We start from the raw sequence: 24235 nt of genomic DNA on the forward strand, positions 1-24235 counted from the left end.
CACAGCAAAAAAAACCTCCATTGGCGTGGAGAGTTGCTGGATTAATATGGGATTATACCTGGTAAGGCTGGCCTTTTCTTAGGATCGCGTATATGTGATGAAGCAGCTTGTTGGCGCAAGCAATCACCGCGACCTTGTAGGGCTTGCCTTCTTTCTTTTTCTTGTCGTAATAAGGTCTGAGTTTAGAGCAGTCGCCTCGCCTGAGACTACATTGTACAGCTAAATACAAGGCCCTTCTCAGACGTTTGGAGCCTCGCTTGGTAATTCGGTTGCTGGAAGCGGTGAATTTCCCTGAATTAAATACCCCAGGGTCCAGCCCTGCATAAGCCACCAACTGTTTCGGGCTTTCAAACTGCCGAATGTCTCCCAATTCCGCTACAAGCGTAGCTGCCAGTTTTTCTCCAATCCCGGGAATCGTTCTCAGCAGTTCTGTTTCCGGCATTCCCATCGAAAGCTCCTGCATCTGCTTCTCTAAGCGCTTTAACTGCTCTTGCAAGGAATGAAGTAGGGAAAGCATCCCCTCTAGAATGTAGACTTGAGATGAACTCACTTTGACCTGGTGCCATTCACTCAAGGCCTCCTCCACACGCTGAGCCTTTTCTTCCACCCACCACTTGGCATGTGACTGTCCTGCCGTCTTCTCCATCGTCTCGTACACCCGGTCTTCCTGACCCCGCAAACAACACTCCAGCACTCGCAGTGCCGTTTCCGAGTATAGATTATAAAATATTCCCTCGAACGCAGGGAACACCTGATCCAGCAGGGCCCGAGTATTGAGCTTCGCCTGTACATATAAACCCGTCACAAATTCATGCTGTCTGGTTACATGCTGAAGCTCGGTATAAACGTCTTCCGGAGTCCGGTGAGGCAGGATTTCACCCCGGTAATACATCTCGGCCAGATGCCAGGCATCCGCCGCATCCGTCTTGACTTTCCGGAGCTTGGTTCCTCTCGCTCTTTTGGACTGCAAGGGATTTACGATACAATGCCGGATTCCCTGCTGTACCAAAAAGTTCACTAGTCCCCGGTGGTAATGTCCCGTCGCCTCCAGAATAACCACGGGCTCTTGGCTGGTCTGTTCCTGCAGTTGCTCTACGCATGCTTTCAACCGTCCAAACCCTTTCGCTTCATGAACCATGACTTCGGTTTCCCCCCACGCTTCATTCCGCCCTGTAAAGGCTTGAAATACACTACTTCCCTTCGAAACATCCAGTCCAATAACCGGTTCCATAATTTCCTCCACTCTTTCAGTATTCGCCGGCACTCCCACGATGGTTCCAAACCCATAGCTTCGCTTGTGATGCGGGGTCCATTGCCCCTACCAGCTCAAACATGGTCATTGGAGGCAGTGGGAGAACAGTTTTTGCTCCGGGGTATATTCCCCTAAAAGACCCTCGTTCTCCCGGCTACCGCCATCTTAAAACAACTACAAAATTAGGCCAACCAGAAGTTTCTGGCTGACCTAATAATACGAAAAAGGCCCGTAGCAGCAAAGCTTCACCGCTCCAGACCCTCCAGGGTGGTACATCACGTTATCAAAATGCTATGACAAAATAACTTTATACCTTCACCCACAACCTGGAAATATCCAGAAACCCAAAAGAGCCAGTATGCAGGCCAAGCAGGCTCTGGCTGAGCTTTGCTCGCTTATTCAGGTGACAGCCGTGGAGAATCCAGAAGTTGTCCCGGGCAAGCTGTTCCGCTTGGAGCAGACACGAGACCCGTTCCGGTTTGGTAAGCTGAAAAATCCTCTCCGTTTCCCGGTCCAGAAGCTCCGTCTGCGCCGGATTGAACAGATAATGGAGGTAATTCCGCCGATTTTTATAAAAGTTCATCATCCCCCACTCCCAGTCGTCTTCCAGCACCTCTTCCCCGATAAGCAGATCGGCATTGTGCAAAATTTCCTCCGCAGACCTGCCGGGATGGAGTGGATAAAGCACGAGATGGAGACCGATGGCGTGGCACCGTTTTTCCAGCCATTCGGCCTCCTCGCTTTCCTCCTTCTTGGGCGGATAGGCCAGCTGTATCGGCTCCCCGGCATACCCCGCTTGGCGCAGAAGCTCCTCGGCCTCCTTGAGCGGCCTCTCTTGTACTTGACGCTCGCTGCTGATCCAGGGCAATAAGCTGTCCGCAGGCGTATAGCGGCTGCCCCTCAGTTCACGAATCAAGGCGACCCGGTCATACGCAATACGCAGAGCCTCGCGAATCTCTTTTCGGTGATGAACCCCTTCACGCCGTAAATTGAATACGATATACCGGCAGCCGAGCGCAGGGTAATCGATGCTGCTGTTGTATTGATTCCAGGCCATCAATTCATCGTTTTCGGGGCCGGAAAGCTCATAATGGCGGACGCTGCTCGCCCGGTCCGGCAGGAACCAGATCTCCACTCTATCCAGCAGCGGCCGTATGCCGTAATAGCTGTCGAATGCGGTAAGTGTCAATACATCTTTGTTCAGATTGGTGATACGAAAAGGACCGGTACCGGTAGGGATTCCCGAAAAAACAACGTCGCTGGGCAGAATAGACATGTACAAGCTACCGATCAGATGCAGAAAGAACAGATTCGGTCGGCTCAGGCAAAAAGAAATCGTATAATCTCCCTTCGTCTTCACCTCGGCAATGTCCCGGTACTGCCACAAGGCATGACTGTCCACCTGAAACAGCCTTTCCAACGTGTATTTCACATCATCCGCCGTCATGGTCTTCCCATGATGAAAGCGGACCCCTTTCCGCAAATAAAAGGTCCAGCGGGTATACTGGTCGCTGTGCTCCCACGTATGGGCCAGCCCCGGAAGGAACCCTTTGCTGGCGGCATCATAGCTCACCAGTGTATTGCAGACTTGCCCTATTATGTATGCTTCAAATGCCGTAAACACAAAAGCCGGGTCCAGCCTCTCCAAATGGCGGTTCCGCATCATACGCAGCACATCCTGCCCCGTAGAAGCTTCCGGTTCACTGTGAAAGCCCATCTGCCGATTAAGCTCGGTCCAGAGCCTTTCTCTCAGGAGACTGCTCACCTCGGGCGCTCCGATCAGCTCGATCGCTTCCTTGATTTTCCCTTGAACTAGCAGTTCCTGGAACGTATCTTCCTGTATTTCTTCCATACTCCGCAGAAAAGCCAGCGAAGAAGTATGACCTCTTCCCCTCCCCGGCTTCCACGAAATCAGCGCTTTCTCCTCCAGCCGCCGCAGAATGAACTTCACGTTGCGCGGTGTGCAGCAGAGCAGACCAGACAATTGCTCAATGGTTACGCGAATCGGTTCTTCTGGTCTTTCGGAAGGCTGCAGAGCGGCTGCCAGCCGCATAAAATGGACGTCGCTTATTTCCACCGGCCTCACTCCTTTAAAGGTGAAAACATCTTATGTAAGATTTCACTTTTCCTTCCCCTTTATAATATTACAATTATATCTATATCTGATCTCGGATGACAATACTATAGCTTTGAAGGAGAACCCGATGAAACAAACATTACGCCACATTCATCCACTGGCATGGACCATTATCGTCGGCACCATGTTCGGCCGGCTGGTAACCTCAATGAGCATCCCATTTTTGTCTATCTATCTGACCAAAGTGCTGGGCGCAACCCCGACACAGACCGGTATTACGATTGCCGTAAGCTCGCTCGCCGGCGTTTCGGTATCGTTCTATGGCGGCTACATATCGGATATTATCGGGCGAAAAAAGGTTATGCTCGTATCCATTTTCAGCTGGGCCGTGGTGTTCGTCGGCTTCGCCATGGCCGGCCATTTGTGGGTGTTTTTGGTTGTCAACATGTTTAACGGGCTGTGCCGCGCCGTCTTCGAGCCAACCTCGCGGGCGCTGCTGTCGGATATCACGCCAAGCGAACATAAGCTGCTTGTCTTCAATCTGCGTTACGCCGCTATTAATCTCGGTGTTGTGTTCGGCCCGATCATTGGCCTTCAGCTCGGTTCGGCACAGTCGACCTCCCCGTTCCTGATCGCCGCTACCGTGTATATCGCCTACGGGCTTATGCTCGTCCTGCAGTTCGCCGTTCACGGCAAGAATCTCTCGGCGCCATCCAGGGCCCAGGCGCCTCAGCTGCGCGAAGCGCTGTCCGTGACAGGACGGGACCGTGTGTTTCTGCCGATCCTGATCGGCACCATCTTTTGCGTGCTTGGCTACGGGCATTTCGGTTCGACGCTGGCGCAGTATTTGGCGCTTAATCCCCATTTTGCAAACGGCGGAAAAGCCTTTTCGTACATGCTGTCGCTTAACGCAATCACTGTACTTGTTGTCCAATTTCCCGTTGTGCGGACATTCCGCCACATGCCGCCGGTCATACCGCTCATTCTCGGCAATGTGTGCGTCTCGGCATCGATGATTCTGTTCGGGGTGGCCGGCGGCCTGCCTCTGCTGATGTTTGGCGTTGTGCTGTTTACAATCGGTGAAGTGCTGCTGTTCACGATGATGGATATGCTGATTGACCGGGTCGCCAAGCCGGAATGGAAAGGAACCTACTTCGGCACGATCGGCTTCAACGGCATTGGCAGCGTCTTGGCGCCGATTCAAGGCGGCCTGCTGCTTGACCAAATGGGTTCGGAGCATGGACTTTCCCTGTTCATCCCGCTGGCGCTATCGACCGCGCTCGGTCTGCCTTTCCTTCTGACCGCACACCGCCGCCTGTCGGCACGGGAACGCTCCATCAGCATCCAGTGTATCGAAGGCAAGGAAAAGGCGGTTTGACCAACGGGCGATATTAAGTTAAATCATCAACCAACAGGATCGGTTATTAGGGGTGCTTCGGCACCCTTTTTCCGTTTGGATTGTATTGTTGGAGTGCTAGGATGATTTGATTAGAGTGGTGATGCAAGGGAGAGAATGATTGTTGATTTGTTATTGTGAATTTTTCATATGTTGAAATATAGGAATTAGGAAGATGCGTGGAACGAAATTCCTTCTAAATTGTTATTTATTTTCAGTAAAGTGTTAAAGGGGCCTCTCGCTCGTTTTTAGTTTACATAATATTTATTATGTAAACTAAAGCTGCAACTCCTGCTTACCTCCTTCCTGCTTAGCACCGGGGTCCCTATTATGAATTTTTCATATCCTTAAACATTGCAACAAGAAAAAGCCGTCCTTTGGGACGGCAAGCATTGGTACAAACTATTCGGCTGTTAACGCGTTTTGACGCGGCGTCTCTCTTCTGCTGACAACCTGCATTACATCAAGCTATCAAAATGGCAGAATGCGGCTGCGGCCTTTTGTTAAAGTATGAATGGCCGTGTAACAGACACGGATCAGACGACGGGCTGACCGTCCTTCACCATACTGTTCTTATTCAAAATATTATCTTCCAGCACAGCGAATTTGTCGCCATATTCCTGAATGATATGTCTTTCTCCCCAAGCGCAAAGAGAATCGAGGATCGACTTCAGGCTCCAGCCATACTCGCTCAGCTCATATTCCACTTTCGGAGGGATCTGATTGTAGCAGATCCGGTTAACGATCCCGTCCTCTTCCAGCTCCCGGAGCTGTTGGGTCAGCATCTTTTGCGTAATGGCAGGCATCAGTCGCTTCAGGTCACTTGTCCGCTTCTTGCCATGAGTCAAATGACACAGAATGACGCATTTCCACTTGCCTCCGATAATTTCAAGGGTAGCTTCCACCGGAATATTGTATTTCTTTTGAGTCATGCTCATCCGCCTCCAGTAAGGTTCGGTTATTTTATGGGCACCAAAAAGTACGTATGGTACTCAGAAGGTACTACGGTACTTGAAAGTATGTGCTATTCAATAATGATGGTTAGTTACATAATAACATATACCAGACCGTAATTGCCATATGGGAGTGACGGACATCTCCTTTCCTTCTCGGAGAAATTATGCTCGATTTTAACGCCGGTAATACGCTACGCCGCACATTCGGACTGTTGTCACCGGCGCAATCGTGCTCAGCCAGGAGCCTCGTATTAGGAAAAATAAAAGATAATGCTCCTATTATGAGATAATGCTCCTATTATGAATTTTTCATATGTTGAAAGTTTTTCTTATTTGTCTTCTTGACGTTTGGTTCGTCCCATTTATGGGCAAACCCTCGAAGGATTCCAAATCGTTTGCAAACGGTTGGAAACTATTGCTTACGGTCTTAGTTAACATAATATTTATTACGTGAACTTAATTTTGTTTTACTGTCAGCATTATAAGTGTTAGGCTAACCCTAAAAAATGAAACAGCGACAGACAAGGACGAAAAAATAAAGACCTAGACTGTCGCTGTTTCATTGAACTATCGTTTCCCTTTAGTTCAAAAAACTTCATTTTAGGTATACTTTAAAAAGTCACATTTCGGGTTTCAGTTCAAATGTTTCTGAATTTCCATTCCAATCTACCTGCATCTTCACCAAAGAATTTTTGTCTGCAATGGCGCCATTACCTCCTGTGGAACCTAGATTATAAATCCCAGCTTGCGATTCGGTTCTTGACAAAGTACCATGTCCATCTGCTCCACCTTCTGTATCATACTCATATCTTAATTCACCAGTCGGTTTAGATTCCTTGGCAATATACTTTAAAAACAGTCGCGCAGTATGATTTTCATCATTTTTGTATTTGTAGACGATATACATCGCGGCCCAATGGTCGGTATGCCCCTTATATTCATTGATAAATTCTATGTTATCTGCATTTGCCAAACCTTCGATATTATTTTTCTCTATACCTGAATAAACATTGTTGTTCTCTTTACAGCCAGTTAGTACAAGAAACATAGCTAACAAAAGAAATCCGATACGTTTGTTCATGCCTCTCGTTAACCTCGCCACAGCCCAAATTAGCTTCTGTTGCCAGATACTTGGCTTTGTTACTTCTTTGAGTCGATAACTATACATTGCAATTCTGTTCATTACCCACCTCCCAGTTCATGGAAATATACTACCATAAAATGGGACCTAACAAAACTGCCCGTTAGAATTTCTGTAGAATGAATAATTTGGTCTTTGCACAAGCATCTTGTAGTCGGCGTAGATATCGCTCAGGAAGCTCATGTTTCTCGCGCGGTCAGCTATCGGGGAATTGCACTGGGATTGCCACTTGAGTTCGGCAGCCACGGAGGGCTTTCAACAGTTTAGCCGGTGGATTCAAGATCTGCTAAAGTCTTACAATCTTAACAAAATCATCGTTGGCATGGAACCTACCGGCCATTACTGGTTAAGCCTAGCTCGCTGGCTTTCAGACAAAGGAATTGAGGCTGTTCTCGTGAATCCCCACCTCGTCAAAAAGAACAAGGAAAACCGAGACAATCCCCCATCGAAAAGTGACCGGAAAGACGCACTCGTCATCGCAGATATGATTAAATAGAGCTACTATTCTCCTGTGCGGTTCAACCCAGAAGCCTACGAGGAACTGCGGATTCTCATGGCCAACTGTTTCCTCTCCCGAAGGAAAATAGCCGGTTAACGACCGAGCAAGTCATTGCCGGCTGGAAACAATATGTGAAGCGCCATGCGGGTTTACAGCGTACTGAGCTGTTTATATCGCTCGCTAAACGCAGCGTTGGTGTTAATCAGGCATTGCACGCCTATAAACTGCACATAGATCAATTGCTCGAAGAATACGACTTGGCCCAGCGCCAGCTTGAGCAAATTGAGGATGAACTCCAGTTCTTGAGCGCATCCCTTATGTCAAAAAGCTGCTTGCCATTCGAGTTGTAAATATAACCAGTCTAGCCGGTGTGTTAGGAGAGGCTGGCGATCTTAGTGGTTACGTACACGGAAATGCCTTGCTTCGTCATGCGGGTCTAAACGTGTCTGAGGCCAGTTCCGGGAAATGGCGTGGGAAAATGGCGCTCAGCAAGCGCGGTCGCCCTCGTCTCCGGCGTTTTCTCTTTCTCATGACGATGTGTATGGTTATGACCAATCCGAATGTAAGAGCCCTGCACCACTACAATGTAGACGTGAAAAAGCTCAAGAAAATGAAATCTATTATGAAATTATGTGGTAAAGTGGCCCGAATGCTTGTTAGCCTGGCCAAGAACAACGAAGCTATAGTTCAGTTAAAGTATTTCCGCAAGCCGCTAGGGCGCGTTATTTCACCAGTTGATGCATTCGCAGGATGGACAAGAAGCACGGAGTATCGGGAGGCAATAAACAAAAGGGCTCGGACCCGTTCCGACATGGGAGTGAAAATCGCTAGGGGCGACATGGAGACATGCAGGATATGGAACAAATTGGGTGATATACTCTCACCTTTATTCTTGCATGCCCTTACAGGTGTTCCAAGCCACCGCCTCCTCTGTTCCCTTCTTATTTGACACTTAGCTAAAGGTGAAATCCTGCGAATTCATGAGCCTGAATGAGAAAACTAAATCATATTGAGGGAGCTTAAGCCTTCTGTGTTATAATCAGCTTGAATTTCTGACGACTACCACCTTCTGGACCATTTGGAATTAAGTCCTCTTGAGGCACAAATCCAAACTTCTGATATAACTTTCTTGCAGGTCGTCCATCTGGAATATCATCACCAAATGTAGTAACTGATACTTCTGCTGGGACTTCAACAAGTTTCAATATATGTCGCAGTAGTTCCGTTGCTATACCTTTGTTTCTTGCTCGGGATGAAACCACTAACCATCCAATCTTGTAGCTTGGGGCACCTGCTGACGAAAATAAAACTCCGCCCAGTAAGCGTGATCCTGGCAATCCATCGTTTTCCCTCACACAAAATGCGCTACATTGATTAATATTTTTCACTATAGCCTGAATAAATTTTGGATCACTTACCATTGGACCAAAGAGGTTTTCGACTTCAGAAGCTAATTCCAACCATTCGTTCAGATCATCCTTTGTAGCGTTCACAACTTTCATTACAAGAGCTCCTTTAGATTGTTAAAGAGATGATTCGCATTTTTAATACCATTGCAGCACCCTTTATAATACCACATACTGGAACTATACTGCCCGTAAGCTTAATGGATCACATTTGTAGCATTAATGCCACCTGCCACATATTCCGTTAATCTCCCTTTACTTCATATTCGTTCGGAATTAATTCATACAAGGCACGAACATCACAACCGATGGAATCGGCGATCGATATGGCAATTTTGAGTGGCATCACTCTTTTGTCTTCAATAAAGTCGTAAACTCGTTCGGGTTTAAAAAGCAAGTCTTTTGCCAGCCATTCCGCTGACTTTCCGGATTCCATCAATCGTTCATTCAGCAAGCAACGTCCAAGTTCAAATTTCAAGAAGCGATGACCTCCCGCGTAAGAAAATATTTATTTATCCTTAAGCGTTGTCCATTGCCAGCATGAGTATACTTTATAAAGGGAGCCATAACGATGAAATTCCCCATGCGTCTGCCCAATTTGTTGGGTGAGTTCCGTCGAAGCGCTATCGTTTCCCGTTAATTCAATCTTCCCCCTTTTCATAAAAGTTGTTTGTAAAGCTTTCTGCCGTTGAAATCATGTTTAACTCCTAGTCACTTTGCATAAATCTAACCCCCACCGAGTTCAATCGTTTTCGTGGCGACACGGTCGTGAAATTCCCGATCATGCTCCACGAACACAATGGTCGGCGCGTACTCAAGCAGCAGCTCTTCAATCTGCATCCGGGAAATCACGTCGACAAAGTTGAGCGGTTCGTCCCAAATATGCAGATGAGCCTCTTCGCATAGGCTTCTCGCGATCAGAACCTTCTTCTTCTGCCCGCCGCTAAACGCCGACATATCCTTCTCAAACTGGATGCGCGCGAAATCAAGTTTACGCAACAGGGCCTTAAATAAGCTTTCGTCGATTCCGTGCTCTGCTGCATAATCGGAAAGTGATCCTCGCAGATGAGAGGTACTCTGGGATACATAGGAAACGCGAAGCTGCGGCTCCAGCCGAAACGTGCCTGTATAGTGAAGCGCCTCGCCGTTGAGCAGGCGAAGCAAGCTAGACTTGCCCGAACCGTTTGGACCTGAAATTGCGATCCGATCCCCTTGTTCGATCGTCAAACGAACGTTCTCGCAAACCGGTCTTTCCCCGTAGTAAATCGTGACGTGATCCAGCACGACCAGTTCGGATTTGGGATATGCGAGCTGAGAAATCACAAGGCTTTCTGACTGTTCGATATTTCGGAGCAGTTTCGACTTCTCCTCTACAGCGGCGGTTTGCCGCTGCTCGATGGATTTCGCGCGTTTCATCATTTTTGCTGCTTTGTGACCGACGTATCCCTTGTCCAGCTTGGAGCCGGAGTTTCGTGTGCCGTTTTTCGATTTTTCGATCTCGTGAGACCAGCCGCTCGTGCGTTTGACAGAAGTCGATAAACGCTGTATGTCTTTGTACAACTTTTCGTTTTGTGCCAATTCGAACGTGTCCTGGCGAGTTTTGTTCGTCCACCAGCTGGAGAAGCTGCCTTTTTGGATTTCGATATTCGTTTTGTTGATCGATAGAATATGATCGACGCAGCGGTCGAGAAATGCCCGATCGTGTGAAACAAGAATAAAACCGCGTTTCGTATTCAGATAATCGCCAACAAGCTTTCGTGCGTGAAAGTCGAGATGATTGGTCGGCTCATCAATGAGCAGAAATCGATTGTCCTGGATGAACAGCACGGCCAGCAGTACCTTCGTCTGCTCGCCTTGGGACAGCGATTCGAATGGCCGGTACAACACGTCTTCCGAAACCTTAAGCAGGTTCAGTTCGCGCATCAACTTCCAGCGCTCATAGCCTGGCACGATCTCTTCGATGACGTCGACGGTCAAATATTCCGGATGTTCGACGGGAAACGGAAAATAATCAAAAGCAACCGGTGCGGAGATCGTGCCGCTGTATTCGTATTTCCCCTGCAGCAGGTTAAGGAACGTCGTTTTCCCTCGACCGTTTCGCCCTGTAAACCCCAGCTTCCAGTCTGTATCGATTTGAAAATGAACATTTTCGAATATAAGGTCATAGCTACCTGGATAGGCAAAAGTAAGATTGGATACCTGTATCGCGGGCATGGCGATCATCCTTTCGTATGGAAATAAAAAGAGCCGCAAGAAAGGTGCTTTCTTGCGGCTCTGATCCATACGAGGAAATCCGGCCCCATTCCAAGGGGCCGGATGACTGTCCGGATAGGGAGCGCAAACAAAATGCAGACCTTTCTTGCAGAGACGAAATAAACCAACCACAGCCGATAGCTGAGTCCGTTCTTTTCGTGATCTCGCAGCAAGAAAGTTCTACATGTATTCGTTCAACTCCCGTCATCAAAATTACGTACAGTTTATCACAATCGTAATTTAACTACAACCTGCGCCGTCCCGTTTAAGCTGAAGCCTTGCGAAGCTCCGCCATGCTCCTTCGCTTGATTCCTGTTATTTCACTATCCTGCCCGTTAGAGCTTAATGAAGCGTCATCAGCCTATTACTTTATTTTCTTCTGACATTTACATCAGCATTTTTGCCGCAAACCGGTCGATTTTTTCCAGGGACAAGCCCTTTCCCTTCTTGCTTTTGCCTTTTACCGCCCGAAAAATAAGCCTCTCCGGCAGCGACAGCTTGCTGTAATCCAGTTCATCTCCGAAGACGTCCGCAGCGGCCGCCCGGGTCCGCAAAACGTCCGGAAACGCTCCCTCCAGTTCCTTACGCGCTTTCTCTTCCGGTTCGGCTGCGCAGATGAACAGACCAATTTTTTTGGAGGCGAGCCGGGACTGCTCTTTGTTGATAAATTCGGTCATCTGCTTCTGAATTCCGCCATAATAGATCGATCCGCCCAAAATAACCGTTTCATACTCCGATAGCTCAGGAACCGAATCCGTCATCAGATTTACCGCGTCCGTCCCTTGCCCCATCCGGGCTTGCAGCAAGCCCGCCGCCTTAGTCGTGCAGCCGTGCCTCGTCGTGAACAAAATCAACGTCTTCATTTTTCTCCCCCGCTTTGCCAGAATAAACATCCATTATGCCGGTTGCCGCGTATGTTTCAACAGCAGCACAAAGTTGTACAAAGCCCACATTGTAAAGCACGGAAACAGAACAAGTTCCGCCAGGGATACGTTCACGCCTTCATACAGCATCATGCCCAGCATGGCGGAGATCGCCGTAAGGAGCGATATTCCTTTTACAATCATTACGGACGCCAGCAAAAATCCGATTGTCCGCCTGCGAAGAACCAGTATGCCTGCTGCTATGCTCAGCGGAACAACGACACCGAGGTCCATCGCCTGGATAACCAGAGTGCTGTAATGCTCAAGGCCCACCGGCGCGCCGCTAACGGGATCGGGACGCAGGATTTTGCCAAGCCACAGCATGAAGATTGAACTGCCGATAAACAGCAAGAAAATGCCGATTCTCCTGACAGGAAGCGTGTCTTTGAACAGGCGGTCCCGATCTTTTTGCAGAGCATTCAAGGTGAAGATAAAGGCAAACAAGCTCGCCGAGAAAAGAATCGTGTACATGAGAAACAGCGGATTATACATGGATAAAAAAGTGTAAGACGCGTACGTATACAAAAAATAGCCGAGCGTTCCCGTAAGCAGCAAATGTCCGTTTCTTCTTCCCTTAAGGGCCATCCAAAGCGAAACGCACAGCAGCGGCACGCCAAGCACCAAGGTAACCAAATCCTGGCCTATTGCCTGCGCAGCCATCGATACCGATTCGTTCTTATACAATCCTTGGCCGTACAGGGTTACGGACTCGCCGCGAACCGACCTAAAAGCATGTTCACCCGGACCTCCCCCGGTCAGCAGCCCGGCTCCCGCAGCGATCGCCGCAAGCAGAATAATCAGGACCGACAACAGGGTAACCCCTTTCATGTTCTTCATCCCGCATCTTCCTTCTGTCATTGGCTTGATCCTCCGGGCAAGTCCTTAGCGGCAGCCAGCATCAGTGCAATATATGTGTCGATCAGCTTCTCCTTTTGTTCGGCCGGTATCTCCTTCTCCACCGTCAGTCTAAGTATGAGGCCAAACGCGGCGCTCCAGATAATCTGGGCGGTCCGTTCGATCTCGCTGTCCTCTTTATCCCGCATGTTCTCAAAATCCCGCAAAATCCCGCACAGCATGCCGATCGCGGCCCTCTGCTCCGAGGCTCCGCGAAACAGCACCGCGGTCTGGGACAGCACGGAAGGAGATTCATTCAGCATAATGTTCCGGTAACGGGAACCGTCCGCAAGCGAGGTCTCAATGAAATGGCGCATCGTCTGCTCAAATACACGTTCGGGGCGTGTCTCTTTGGCGCCTTCTGCTCTCAGATCCGAGACAAACTGCTGATAATCTTGCTGAAGGAGCTGCTCGACAATCGCTTCTTTGCCCGAAAAATAGTGATAAATAATGCCGGGCGAATATTCGATCCGCTCTGCAATCTTCCGAATAGACAGGCGCTCCAATCCTTCTTCAGACGCAATTTGGCCCGCCGCATCCAAAATGGCCTTCCGCCTTTCATCCCGCTCCCGTTCCTGCCGCTCATGCCTTTTCATTATGGCCGTAACTCCCTTCAACCCCAACTTTGAACACTGTTCAATGTATTAAACACTGTTGATTATAGAGTCCGTTCCAACTATTGTCAATGAGCTTTTGCCCATAAAAACAGACGGAATATCATGCAGCTGCAATAAAAAAAGCAACCCGGTTCTGCCGGATTGCCTTTGCCTGACTATTAAAATCCGAAAATGCTCATGCCGCCATCCACGATCAGCGTCTGGCCCGTCATGTAATGAGCCGCGTCGGAGGCCAGAAAAACGACCGGACCGACCAGTTCCTCCAAGTTGCCGATTCGCCCGAGAGGCGTACGGTCCAGAATCCGCTTTAAGTACTGCTCGTCCGCCAGCACCTTTTCGGTGAGCGGGGTGCGGAAATACCAGGGCCCTACCGCGTTGACGCGGATGCCGTACTGGGCCCATTCCAGCGCGAGATTTTTGGTCATTTGGATCATGGCCGCTTTGGTTGCCCCGTAGACTACGCCTGTCCGCAGCGCCGTATGGCCGCCAACCGACGAAATGTTGATGATGCTTCCGCCGCCCTGCTCTTTCATCAGTCCCGCCGCCAGCTGCGAGCCGATGAACGCTGATTTCAGATTGGTGGCCATAATCGCCTCCCACTCCACATCGGTCACTTCAAGCGCGGGTGTACGGATATTCATGCCCGCATTATTGACGAGCAGATCCAGCCCGCCCAGGTCGGCCGCGGCCCGTCCGAAGGCTTCCTCCATCTGTTCGCGCTGGGTAACGTCCGCCGGGTAACAGTAGCTTTTGGCGGAAGTATGCTCCGAAATCAGCGCCGCGGTTTCCTCCAGATCGGTAATCGTCCGGGAGAGCAGCGCCACATCGCAGCCGGCCTCGGCCAGCCCGATGGCCAGCGCGCGGCCGATGCCCTTTCCGGCTCCGGTAACAAGCGCTTTTTTGCCATCCAGTCTGAAAGAAGGTAAATACATGATGATCCGCTCCTGTCTATGTTATTTATTGACCTTGCCGGCGTTCAGCGTGCTGAAATACTGGCTTGGATTGCCCTGCTGCGGATTGAACTTTTCCTTAAACGAGCCCTTCGTGTATTCACCGATTACCCGGTGCCAGAAGCTGCGGGCAGGCTCGTTGGCCCGGATCTGGGAAACTTTCCAGTCGCCGGGGAACATGTCGAACAGCCGGTGAGCCGCCCACTTTCCGACGCCGGAGCGGCGATATTTTTGCATCACAAAAAACTCCGTCATATAATACTGTCCTTCGCTGCTCCGCAGAAGCCTGTCAACGAGCGCAAATCCGGCCGGACGGTTGTCACAGGTGATCAGATAGGGATATTTATTGTGGCCGCTGTTCCAGTAAGCTTCAAGACCCGGATAGGCGGGAAACGCGCCGTCACGATCCACATCGAGATCCAGGTAACGGGTGAAGTCGTATAGATAGAACTGCATGAGTCTGCTGATAATCTGCTTCCGCTCGGCGGGCACCAGCTCAAGTCCAAGTTCCAAAGGGGTCACCTCTGCTTGTCTCTTTTTTCTATTCCTTCACATGATATAACTTTGAACCTCCCGTTAGCAAGGCGGAGCGAGGAAAGTAAATCCAGTCCGAACATGTTAAAATAGAGCATACACAGAACAATCTCTGAAAATAGGTGAACTCATGAGCTTACAGAAGATTAGCGACCGAAAAAAGCTGGAGCTGAAGCTGCCGCAGATGCCCTGGTTCGTTCAGCAGTTCATCGATTACAAGCTGCCGGACCTTTCTCCTTCCACCCTGCTGGAGTACGTGCGGGATTATGAATCGTTTTTCGGTTGGCTGCGCGCGGAAGGGCTGTCACAGGCCGACACCAACGCCGGGGTTACGCTGCTGGAGCTGGAGACCTTGCATATGGACAGCGTTACCAGCTACCGGCTGTACTTGACTACACGGACGGAGGACACGAATTCCAAAATTACCGTTTCCCGCAAGCTGTCCGCCCTCCGCTCCCTGTTCCATTACCTCAGCCAAATTGCCGAGGACGAGAATTTCTATCCCTTGCTGAAGCGCAACGTTATGGCCAAGGTGGAGATCAAAAGAATCCATAAGCCAAAAGATACCGCGGCCAAGCTGAAAGGCAAAATACTCGAAGAGGATGAACTCCTCGAATTCGTCGGCTATATCCTGGAGGGCTACGGGCGGGACGTGGAAGGCAATAAGCAGGCCCATTATGCGTTTATGCTGAACCGGGAGCGGGATGCCTGCATCGCCAGCCTCATCCTGAACTCGGGGCTCCGCGTATCGGAAATCGTCAATCTGAACGTCGATGACCTTGATCTCGGCAATAAGCTGCTGTATGTTTACCGCAAAGGCCAGAACGACGAGACGTTCAAGACTCCGGTTTATTTTCGGGAACAGGCCAAGGATGAATTGCAGCAGTATCTGAGCCTGCGTCATTCCCGGTACAACACGCCCAAGAAGGAAAAAGCCCTGTTCGTGGCTAAACCCAACGGCAGCCCGGAAAGCAAACGGATGACGAAACGCGCCATACAGGTGATGATTATCAAGTACGCCAAGCGGTTCGGCAAGCCTTACTTAACCGTCCATAAGCTGCGGCACTCCTTCGCAACCGACTATTATTTGCAGAATGATATTTACAAGACCAAAGAGCAGCTCGGCCACGCCTCCACCGAGACAACCGAGGTGTACGCACACCTGACCGACAAGACGATGTCCGAAGCGATCGAGCGGCGGCTGGAGTCTTGAGTGGCGCAGCAGCTTTGCATTGGTTGATTGATGGCATGCTTGTTAGGTACATTTCTGTTTCCCGCTCTGCTTAGGCAATCGGCGTAAACATTTTGTTCCGGCCCAGATAAAACCTGATACAAGGTGATCTGTCCTTTTGACAGATACAAAATCCTTAATAATGTCTTTTAAATAGTGGACACTCCGGCAAAACCGGCATATGTGCGATGTTGCGTCTTTCAAGCCGAATTTCTTCAACATATAGAGTTAATCAGCTTACCATTGTCCATATATTGAAAAACCCATCCGGGGGGGTTACTTTGTGCAATGTCCACCTTTTAAAAGACATCCCTATTAAAATGTCCTCGCAGAGAGGACATTTTTTTGTTGCCTGGTTCAGTGTTATCTTGTGGCGGCAAAGAAGTGGCTGCTTATTGTTGTGAATTTTTCATATGTTGAAATGTTGAAAAAAGGACCGTTCCCGCCACAAATAGTCGGCGATTTCATCCGTATCGTTTATTCCAAAACGACGCTGCCCCAAGGGCAAACGTTCCGGTAAGGCCTCAGCCCCATCGCCCCAAATCGCAACCGCCGCCACTTCCGTTAATCTTTCGGCCAGCTCCAGACCCGCTTCATCCCGCACAAGCACGAGCTTGGGATACTTCTCCTCCTTGAAGCCTTCCACAAGCACATAATCGTACCGGCTAAAAGTCTCGATCAAATCCTCCAGCTCCCTGCCGCGGGATTCGAGAATAAAAGACTGCTCCGCCCCGGTGATGGCGACTGCTTCGGCGCCCGCTTTCCGCTGCTTCCACGTATCTGTTCCCGGACGGTCTGCCTCAAATTCATGGGCATCGTGCTTAATGACGGCAACGCTGCAGCCTTTGGCCCGAAGCCGCGGAATCAATTCGCAAATCAGCGTTGTTTTGCCGCTATTCTTGTAGCCGACGAACTGGCAAACCGCCGGCCGATGGGATGCCCACCCTCTACCATACTGGCCGCCGGGAGCGTCCGCGTTCGTGCCAGACCCTGTCCAAGCCGCCACCGCTGACGCCCCCCTGAACCGGCTGCCATAACGGCGGAATACCCGGGCGGAATCCGATCTCCTGCCCATGAACCGCCGGCTCATGGCAGAATCATCGCCCGAACCTTCGAACCGGCGGGCAGCCCGCGTTCTTCGGGCGGCACGATGATCAGGCAATCGCTGTCCTTAATCGTAACCATCACGGACGACTCGTCGATTCCCGCGGGAAAGGCATAAACGCTGCCGTCGTGCACCTCAAGGCGGGCACGCACAAAGCGGGTATAGTTGTTCACCTTGGGATAGTCCTTGCCCAGCACAACCGTCCATTCCGGCAAGAAAGGCTCGGACGCGCCCTGCATGGAAACGATGGCCGGACGCGCGAACAGTTGGAAGCCGACAAAGCAGGCGCCCGGATTGCCGGAGAGCGCAAGCAGCAGCTTGCCTCCGCGAACCGCAGCCGTCGTTACGCTGCCGGGGCGCATCGCGACTTTGTTGAACAGCATGTCGCCCGCTTCTTCGCGCACAAGGTCTCCCATGATATCGTAATCGCCGACCGATACTCCGCCGGTCGTGATGACGAGGTCGTAATTCTCCAGAGCAGCCTGCACTTTGCTTCTGGCAAGTTCAATCTCATCGGCGATTGCACCTAGCATCACCGGCACTCCGCCCGCCTCCCTCACCAGCGCTTCAAGCATTGGGGAGTTACTGTTGCGGATCTTGCCGGGCTGAAGCGGCTCTTTCACATCCAGCAGCTCGCTCCCCGTGGCGAAGATGCCCACCTTGGGCCTGCGGACGACCGGCACGGCATGCACACCGAACGCCGCCAGCACGGCGATATCCCCCGCCGCGATTTGGTGCCCGGCTGCAAGAACATGCTCGCCCTGCTTGAGCTCATGGCCAATCGGCGTTATATTGCGTCCCCCTGGTATCGGCTTACGGACACCAACATAGGGAATGCCGTCTAGCTCACGCGTTTCCGTCACCTCAAGCATCAAGACGGCGTCGGCACCTTCGGGCACCTGGGCGCCGGTCATTATCCGCGCCGCCGTCCCGGATACGATCCTCTCCGAAGGCACCGCGCCGCAGGGAATGTTGTCGACGACTTTCAGCCACACCGACTCTCCTTCCCGGCAGTTCTCTGTATCCGCGGCTACCACGGCATACCCGTCCATTCCCGAGCGTCTGAACGCCGGAAATGGATGCGGCGCCGTTACGGACTCAGCCAAATAACGGCCCATCGACTGCTCTAGCGGCACGGTCTCGCTCTCCATCGCCGCAGCGTATTTCAAGATTCTTACTTGCGCTTCCCCAACCTGAATCGCCTTTCGCCCAAATTTACTGTCCGATGCTTCCTGTATTGTCATCGATTATTCCTCCTTTACCTGCTTGTCTATATATGTAACGATCACCCTTACAAAATTCCAGCTAACTCTGGCCTTCCGGCTTCGGAATAATGGCAGACATTTCTCCTGCTATTTTCTGGCACGTTTTATTGTAGCATACCGCAGACAGACATACCCAATTTCCCTAGCGTCAGCGCGGTTACCGATTATACAAGAAGAAACGCCTGACGTCGTCTTTCAAGACGCAAGTGCGTTTCTCGTAGAAATACAAGGTCTTTTATAAGCGTGAAACTTATAAATTCTTGTATTTTGAAAAAAGCAGGCAAGCCACTGCGGCCCCCTGCTTAACCTTACTATGGAATTCATCCCTTCACCTTATGAGGCCCGGATCACTCTCACATCGCCGGGAATGATCTTCTCGCCCTCATACAGCATAAAACGTCCGTTCTGCCATTCAATGCGCAGTGGCAGGCCGTCATCGGACTGATACTGCCAGACATGCTGGTCGCCCGCGTTCATAAACGGCGTTTGCCCGGCAACGGATACATGGCCTTCATACTCTTCTTCCAAATAGAACACATTATCATCAAGTTCCATCGTGGCGGGAATCTCCGCCAGGCTATCCAGACGGCCGTCAATCGCCTTGTACAATACATATCTCAGTTCTTCCCTCTGCTCGATATGCAAATAGGCGAGCGCCGCGCCGTCGCGAAGAGTAAGGAGCGCCGCGTTCCGTCCGAAGTTGCTTACGCGGCCCGTCACCTCATAGGTGACCAGAGACACCTCGCAAATATCCCCGGGCGCAAGCTGCAGTATGCTCTTCTCCTTCCGGGGCGGTTCGTCCTTGGCGAACAAATTGCCGATACGCTTCCAAATGCCCATCCTTGATCCTCCCTGTCTTTAACTCGTCCGTGCAAAACGAAGGAGAAACGGCGCCGCCGTCTCTCCTTCCGCCTGCATATCCCGGTCTGCTAAACATGTGCGGGAGTAGCGTTATTGCTTCTCGTACTGCTTCAGCAAAGCGGCCAGCTCGTCTTCGATCGCCTGATCCTTGCCCAGCTTCTCAAACTCGTCATCCAGCGATTTGTTGCTGCCAGCCAGCTCGTTGCTCGCTTCCGCCTGAGCTTCGGCCTGAAGCATCTTCTCTTCCATCCGTTTCAGTCCGGCTGCCGCCGTATCGGAGCTGAAGCCGCTCATCGCCTTGTTGATTTCAGTCTGTGCCTTCGCCGCGTTGTAGCGGGCAACCAGCGTCTCGCGCTTGCTCTTCATCTGATTCAGCTGCTTGCGCATCTCTTCCAGCTTGCCGCGGAGATTGTCCGCGGAAGCCTTGTTCTGATCGTAGCTGGCCTTGTATTCCGTCAGCTTGCCTTCGGCCGTCTTCTTCTCTTCCAGCGCGCGGCGGGCCAGGTCAACGTTACCGGCCTGCGCAGCGGTGTGGGCTTGCTGGGTGCGCTTGTTCACCAGCGCTTCCTGTTCCTCGTACAACTGCTTGAATTTCTTCTCGATGGCGATCTGGGCGGCCACCGCTTTCTCTGCGTCCTCCAGATCCTCGGTCATGTCCCGGATATATTGGTCGGTCATCTTGATCGGGTCCTCGGCTTTATCAATGATTGCATTGATATTGGACATTGTTAAATCACGCAATCTTTTAAAAATCGACATGGTTCATTCCTCCAAAAGATGGTTTTTATCCTGATGATATGTTGTACGCAGCAATGCGGCGGCGCGTTTCATTTTTTGCCGGCCAAATATTCCTCCACCTTGCGCTCTACAATCTCCACCACCTGCGCGATTTGCGCCTTGGACAGATCATCGTAATGAATTCCCATGACAACCGTAACCGTTCTTTGCAGCGCTTCGGCAACTTTGATGGCGACCGATTCACTGATCGTATGCTCCTTATGCCCGGGAACGGCCGAAGTCGCCGCTGCGGGACCGTTCTCTCCTATGTAGGCGGTGCTCGCGGCGCCAATATGCCGGACTCCACCCGTAATCAGCAGCAAAATATCTTGTCCCACCACCGTTTCGGACAACGTGATATCGCCTCGATCAAAGGCTTCCAAAGGCACAAGGATTCCCTCCCTAATATATAAACCTCTTGTTAAATAATGCCCCGGATTTCATCCAAAGACTTGATATTTTCTTCGATCATAAACTGCCGCAGGTCTAGAAGCAAGTCCCGGCCCGCCCGCAAATTCATAAAATTGTAGGTCCCGACCTGAATTACTGTCGCTCCCGCCATAATAAATTCGATAATATCCGTCGCGGACGAGATGCCGCCCATACCGATGATCGGTATATTCACTCTCTTGGCAACCTGGTGCACCATTCTGAGCGCAATCGGTTTAATGGCCGGGCCTGACAGCCCTGCATACAGATTATTGAACACGCTGCGCCGGCGGCGGACGTCGATCTTCATTCCCGAGATCGTATTAATCAGCGACACGGCGTCGGCTCCTTCTTCCTGGCACATCAGAGCCATACTTGCAATATCCTCCGCGTTCGGGGACAGCTTGACAGACAAAGGCAGGCTTGTCGCCTGCCGGACAGCCCGCACCAGCTCGCGCGCGTCGCATGTCCGGATGCCGAAGGCAATCCCGCCCTCTTTTACGTTCGGACAGGAAATGTTCAGCTCGATCATGTCGACCGCTTTGCGGCCGCCTGCGCTGCGCCGGTCGGCGTCCTGCTGAATCAGTTCCGCTCCCGTGACGTAATCCTCGAACGTGTTCCCTCCGAGATTGACGATCCGGGCAGTGTCCAGCGTCTCCCAGTACGCACATTCTTTTTCCAAAAACGAAGGAATCCCAGGATTCTCCAGACCCACACTGTTGAGCATTCCTGATGGTGTCTCATAGACCCGCGTTCCCTGATTGCCCGCTTTGGGATTGAGCGTCAGCCCTTTGCCGGAAATGCCCCCAAGCTCGTTCACATCATAGTATTTCGCATATTCCTTGCCGAACCCGAAGGTGCCGGACGCCATGACGATCGGATTCTTAAATGCGACACCGGCAATATTGGCGCTCAAATCAAGCTGTGTATTCAAAGCCATCGGCTCATCGTTTCTAATCATGGAACACTACCTCCTCGGCCAAAAATACCGGACCGTCCGCACAGGCCTTCCGTTGACCGTCCTTGCAGGATACGCTGCACACGAGACAGGCTCCGATGCCGCAGGCCATGCGGTTCTCAAGCGACAAATACACATTGACCGGGCTTCCCGCGGTTGCCGCGGCGATGCCTTTGAGCTGGGCCGCTTTCAGCATCGGATGCGGTCCGCACACGAAGATATGGTCATACTCCGAAAAATCAACATTGTCCAGAATAAGGCCGCCAACATCAACCGTCAGCTTAGCGGCGTAGGGGCGGAACTCTTCCGTCCGGTAAGGCTCGCGGCTGAAGCCGAGATATACGTCGCTGCCCGGAATCTCCCGCGCACAGTACAGCAGCGGCGCGATGCCAATGCCGCCTCCAATCAGCGCAACCCGTCCGGTGACGGCGGGAAAGCCGCTGCCGAACGGCCCCTCGAGCCCAATCGAATCTCCTGGAGTCAGCTGCGCGAACAGCTCGGTTCCCTCACCCACAACGTGATATAGAAAATCGATGCTTTCTTCATTAACCTGATGTATGCTCAGCGGTCTGGACAGCACCGGATACGCCCCCCATGCCCGCAGCATGTAGAATTGTCCCATTTCCCCGCCATATCCTCCGCCCACCCGGAGATGGTAGACATTATCCGCCAGCCGCTCATTACTTATAACCGTCCCCACGATATCAAGCTCCTTCAAATTTTATCTTATTAAACATGCCTGAGAAGAAGTTTAAAATCTGTGATATTCTTCACACTTTTTATGTTTATTTATTCAAATTCTAATCTTCCGTACTTCAAGTATACACGTAAAGGAAGCTGCTCGAAATATCGGGAGAAATAACCTTCTCCGCATGTTTTTCCCCCGATTGAGGAATAACAACATAATGACGCCGTTAGATGAAAGGAGCGCAAAAGATGTTTCATATCCGTTTTGCCAAATGGATTGCTTTGGGCCTCATTTGTATATTCATCAGCTGTGTTCTGGGCTGTTCACCTGTTTCAGATAACCATCAGACGAAGACAACTGCTGCGGAGCTTCCAAAAAGCGAAGCCGTTAACAACAAGGCTTGCCCGGTCACATCGACAGCAAGCTCTTCTCCTGCTTGCGCTGCTGGAAAAACAGAGAGCGCTCCGGCAGGGAGCATTCTCAGCGAAGACCGTAAGTCCGCCGCCGTACCCGCCGCCGCGCCGATGTCCCTCGGCCAGTTGATCCGAAAGTATCCCGATGTGATCAAGACGAACGGGCCAAGGATCAAAACGATCGCCCTTACGTTTGACGATGTCCCCGACCCGAGATTCACACCGCAAATTTTGGATATTCTCCGGAGATACCGGGTGAAAGCCACTTTTTTTATAGTAGGAAACCGGGCGGCGAAGCATCCCTTCCTCGTCAAACGCATCGTCAGAGAAGGCCACAGTGTCGGCAACCACTCCTACAACCATCCCCAATTCAGCAAGCTGGGCATCCAGAAGTTCAGATCCCAAATCATACGAACGGAAAATATTATTAACAGGATTGCGGGATTCCGCCCGAGGCTGATCCGTCCTCCCTATGGCGACATAAACGAACAGCAGCTGAAGTGGGCGGAGGTGCATGGATACAAACTGGTTAATTGGAACGTTGATTCACAGGACTGGAAAGGACTGTCCAAGGAACAGGTGAAGCGCAATATTTTGTCTCATGCCGGGAGAGGCTCCATCATTCTTCAGCATGGCGGGGGAGGCGTAGGCAGCAATTTGAGAGGCACCATCGAGGCGCTTCCCGAAATCATCCAGGCGCTGCGTCTAAAAGGATACACCTTTGTTACCGTTCCGGAGATGCTCAAGGTGCCGGAGAAGAAGTAGAAGTCCCACATCCAACCCTGCATGCTGCAAAAAAAAGAAACGAACCAGACTTAAGCCTGGCTTCGTTTCATAAGACAACTACTTAATGACGTACAACTGCACATTTTGAAACCCGAATTCGGAGACAAAGCTCTGGCTTCCGGGAATAAAAATGTCGATCCGCTTGCCCTGAATCGCGCTCCCTTTATCGGAGGCGGTTGCGACAAATGCCTCTTTGGGAAGTCCAGGATGGGAATATCCCGTTACCAGCACCTTTGTTCCAAGCGGAATGACATCCGGATCGACGGCAATGGTGCCCAGCTTCAGCGGATTGCCAAAATAATCGACAGCCCCCCATTTCCCGTTCTCGCTTGCGGCCGAGGAATAGGCCGTTGCTTTCACCTGCAGCGTTTTCTCATAGCTGAACGTTTTACCCCAGGCTTCCACCGTCTTGGGGCTTGATGATGCAGCCAGCAGCGCCGGCTGTTCCGGGCTCAAAGCCTTCAACTTCGCAGAAGCGGCAGGGTTGTCCTTCACAGGAACAACCAGCCTTAAGCCGGGAAACACATTAAGCGGGTTCACTTTAGGGTTCGCTTTCACTAATTCGCTGATCCCTACGCCATATTTTTTGGCTACTGTATAGAACGTAGTTTTATCTCCGGCAATGTGAATGGTTTGGGCATGCGCCGGCGCGGCCACTAACAGGGCTCCAAGGCTCAAAATGACGGCGGCGGACTTAAACGGTGACAGTCTGAATTTCATTGCGGCCTCCTTCTCTTGCGACTATACGTATTCTCGGGTTATGTATTTTCCTAATGAAGTATGTAAAAATTTCTCTAAGCTGCTACCCGACAGTTTTGAATATA

At 51.0% G+C, this 24235-nt stretch carries 23 protein-coding genes and 1 pseudogene; 4 read left to right on the forward strand and 20 right to left on the reverse strand.

Annotated features, from left to right (window positions below; genetic code table 11):
- Positions 1 to 52 precede the first annotated feature (52 nt).
- Positions 53 to 1231, reverse strand: coding sequence for an IS110 family RNA-guided transposase (locus PSAB_RS13755; protein ID WP_025335161.1), 1179 nt, complete (start codon positions 1229 to 1231; stop codon positions 53 to 55).
- 328 nt (positions 1232 to 1559) lie between these two features.
- Positions 1560 to 3329: an ABC transporter substrate-binding protein gene (locus tag PSAB_RS13760; RefSeq protein WP_025335162.1), complete on the reverse strand. Its 1770-nt coding sequence runs from the start codon at positions 3327 to 3329 to the stop codon at positions 1560 to 1562.
- A 127-nt stretch (positions 3330 to 3456) separates the two neighbouring features.
- On the opposite strand from PSAB_RS13760, the gene PSAB_RS13765 reads away from it, so the two are divergent.
- Entirely contained in the window at positions 3457 to 4707 is a 1251-nt protein-coding gene (locus PSAB_RS13765; RefSeq protein ID WP_025335163.1) for an MDR family MFS transporter, read from the forward strand.
- 554 nt (positions 4708 to 5261) lie between these two features.
- Here PSAB_RS13765 and PSAB_RS13770 read toward each other — a convergent pair.
- Positions 5262 to 5657 (reverse strand): winged helix-turn-helix transcriptional regulator, encoded by a 396-nt coding sequence (locus PSAB_RS13770; protein WP_025335164.1) that lies wholly within the window; start codon positions 5655 to 5657, stop codon positions 5262 to 5264.
- 643 nt (positions 5658 to 6300) lie between these two features.
- Complete coding sequence (locus PSAB_RS13775) at positions 6301 to 6864, reverse strand: hypothetical protein (RefSeq protein ID WP_025335165.1); 564 nt, start codon at positions 6862 to 6864, stop codon at positions 6301 to 6303.
- An 81-nt stretch (positions 6865 to 6945) separates the two neighbouring features.
- Between PSAB_RS13775 and PSAB_RS26640 the strand changes: the two are divergent.
- Positions 6946 to 8003 (forward strand): annotated as a pseudogene (locus tag PSAB_RS26640) (IS110 family RNA-guided transposase); the annotation flags it as partial.
- Positions 8004 to 8340: 337 nt separating this feature from the next.
- Here PSAB_RS26640 and PSAB_RS13785 read toward each other — a convergent pair.
- The 8 genes from PSAB_RS13785 to PSAB_RS13820 all read right to left on the reverse strand — a co-directional run bounded on the left by PSAB_RS13785 (position 8341) and on the right by PSAB_RS13820 (position 14877).
- Positions 8341 to 8823 (reverse strand): GNAT family N-acetyltransferase, encoded by a 483-nt coding sequence (locus PSAB_RS13785; RefSeq protein WP_025335169.1) that lies wholly within the window; start codon positions 8821 to 8823, stop codon positions 8341 to 8343.
- Positions 8824 to 8971: 148 nt separating this feature from the next.
- Positions 8972 to 9205, reverse strand: coding sequence for a hypothetical protein (locus PSAB_RS13790; protein WP_025335170.1), 234 nt, complete (start codon positions 9203 to 9205; stop codon positions 8972 to 8974).
- 248 nt (positions 9206 to 9453) lie between these two features.
- The gene (gene abc-f, locus PSAB_RS13795; RefSeq protein ID WP_025335171.1) at positions 9454 to 10941 is read right to left on the reverse strand and encodes a ribosomal protection-like ABC-F family protein; all 1488 of its coding nucleotides are present in this window, start codon (positions 10939 to 10941) and stop codon (positions 9454 to 9456) included.
- Between the two features lie 425 nt (positions 10942 to 11366).
- Positions 11367 to 11843, reverse strand: coding sequence for a flavodoxin domain-containing protein (locus tag PSAB_RS13800; protein WP_025335172.1), 477 nt, complete (start codon positions 11841 to 11843; stop codon positions 11367 to 11369).
- 33 nt (positions 11844 to 11876) lie between these two features.
- Positions 11877 to 12761 (reverse strand): hypothetical protein, encoded by an 885-nt coding sequence (locus PSAB_RS13805; RefSeq protein WP_051529771.1) that lies wholly within the window; start codon positions 12759 to 12761, stop codon positions 11877 to 11879.
- Positions 12758 to 13393, reverse strand: a complete 636-nt coding sequence (locus PSAB_RS13810; protein WP_025335174.1) for a TetR/AcrR family transcriptional regulator — start codon at positions 13391 to 13393, stop codon at positions 12758 to 12760. The genes PSAB_RS13805 and PSAB_RS13810 overlap by 4 nt, the downstream gene beginning before the upstream one ends.
- A 179-nt stretch (positions 13394 to 13572) precedes the next feature.
- Positions 13573 to 14346, reverse strand: coding sequence for an SDR family NAD(P)-dependent oxidoreductase (locus PSAB_RS13815; protein WP_025335175.1), 774 nt, complete (start codon positions 14344 to 14346; stop codon positions 13573 to 13575).
- Between the two features lie 21 nt (positions 14347 to 14367).
- On the reverse strand, positions 14368 to 14877 hold the full coding sequence (locus PSAB_RS13820) for a GNAT family N-acetyltransferase (protein WP_025335176.1): 510 nt from the start codon (positions 14875 to 14877) through the stop codon (positions 14368 to 14370).
- A gap of 151 nt (positions 14878 to 15028) precedes the next feature.
- Here PSAB_RS13820 and xerS point away from each other — a divergent pair, with 151 nt between their 5' ends.
- Complete coding sequence (gene xerS, locus PSAB_RS13825; RefSeq protein WP_025335177.1) at positions 15029 to 16111, forward strand: tyrosine recombinase XerS; 1083 nt, start codon at positions 15029 to 15031, stop codon at positions 16109 to 16111.
- A gap of 427 nt (positions 16112 to 16538) precedes the next feature.
- On the opposite strand, the gene mobB is transcribed toward xerS, so the two are convergent.
- From mobB to PSAB_RS13860, 7 genes are all read right to left on the reverse strand, one after another.
- Positions 16539 to 17135: a molybdopterin-guanine dinucleotide biosynthesis protein B gene (gene mobB / locus PSAB_RS13830; protein WP_025335178.1), complete on the reverse strand. Its 597-nt coding sequence runs from the start codon at positions 17133 to 17135 to the stop codon at positions 16539 to 16541.
- Positions 17136 to 17215: 80 nt separating this feature from the next.
- Positions 17216 to 18478, reverse strand: a complete 1263-nt coding sequence (locus PSAB_RS13835) for a molybdopterin molybdotransferase MoeA (protein WP_038595890.1) — start codon at positions 18476 to 18478, stop codon at positions 17216 to 17218.
- Positions 18479 to 18832: 354 nt separating this feature from the next.
- The gene (locus PSAB_RS13840; RefSeq protein WP_025335179.1) at positions 18833 to 19339 is read right to left on the reverse strand and encodes a DUF4178 domain-containing protein; all 507 of its coding nucleotides are present in this window, start codon (positions 19337 to 19339) and stop codon (positions 18833 to 18835) included.
- A 111-nt stretch (positions 19340 to 19450) separates the two neighbouring features.
- Complete coding sequence (locus tag PSAB_RS13845) at positions 19451 to 20119, reverse strand: PspA/IM30 family protein (RefSeq protein ID WP_025335180.1); 669 nt, start codon at positions 20117 to 20119, stop codon at positions 19451 to 19453.
- Positions 20120 to 20187: 68 nt separating this feature from the next.
- A complete protein-coding gene (lpdD, locus tag PSAB_RS13850) occupies positions 20188 to 20526 on the reverse strand; it encodes a prenylated flavin chaperone LpdD (protein WP_025335181.1) in 339 nt (112 codons plus the stop codon).
- 32 nt (positions 20527 to 20558) lie between these two features.
- Positions 20559 to 21527, reverse strand: coding sequence for a dihydroorotate dehydrogenase (locus PSAB_RS13855; protein WP_025335182.1), 969 nt, complete (start codon positions 21525 to 21527; stop codon positions 20559 to 20561).
- Positions 21520 to 22224 (reverse strand): dihydroorotate dehydrogenase electron transfer subunit, encoded by a 705-nt coding sequence (locus PSAB_RS13860; RefSeq protein WP_025335183.1) that lies wholly within the window; start codon positions 22222 to 22224, stop codon positions 21520 to 21522. Before PSAB_RS13860 ends, PSAB_RS13855 begins: the two co-directional genes overlap by 8 nt.
- Before the next feature lie 236 nt (positions 22225 to 22460).
- Between PSAB_RS13860 and PSAB_RS13865 the strand changes: the two genes are divergently transcribed.
- A complete protein-coding gene (locus PSAB_RS13865) occupies positions 22461 to 23390 on the forward strand; it encodes a polysaccharide deacetylase family protein (protein ID WP_025335184.1) in 930 nt (309 codons plus the stop codon).
- Between the two features lie 78 nt (positions 23391 to 23468).
- On the opposite strand, the gene PSAB_RS13870 is transcribed toward PSAB_RS13865, so the two are convergent.
- Entirely contained in the window at positions 23469 to 24131 is a 663-nt protein-coding gene (locus PSAB_RS13870) for a 3D domain-containing protein (RefSeq protein WP_025335185.1), read from the reverse strand.
- Between the last annotated feature and the right edge of the window lie 104 nt (positions 24132 to 24235).

Origin of the sequence: Paenibacillus sabinae T27 (assembly GCF_000612505.1) — a bacterium.
In the GTDB taxonomy this organism is placed as follows: domain Bacteria; phylum Bacillota; class Bacilli; order Paenibacillales; family Paenibacillaceae; genus Paenibacillus_AQ; species Paenibacillus_AQ sabinae.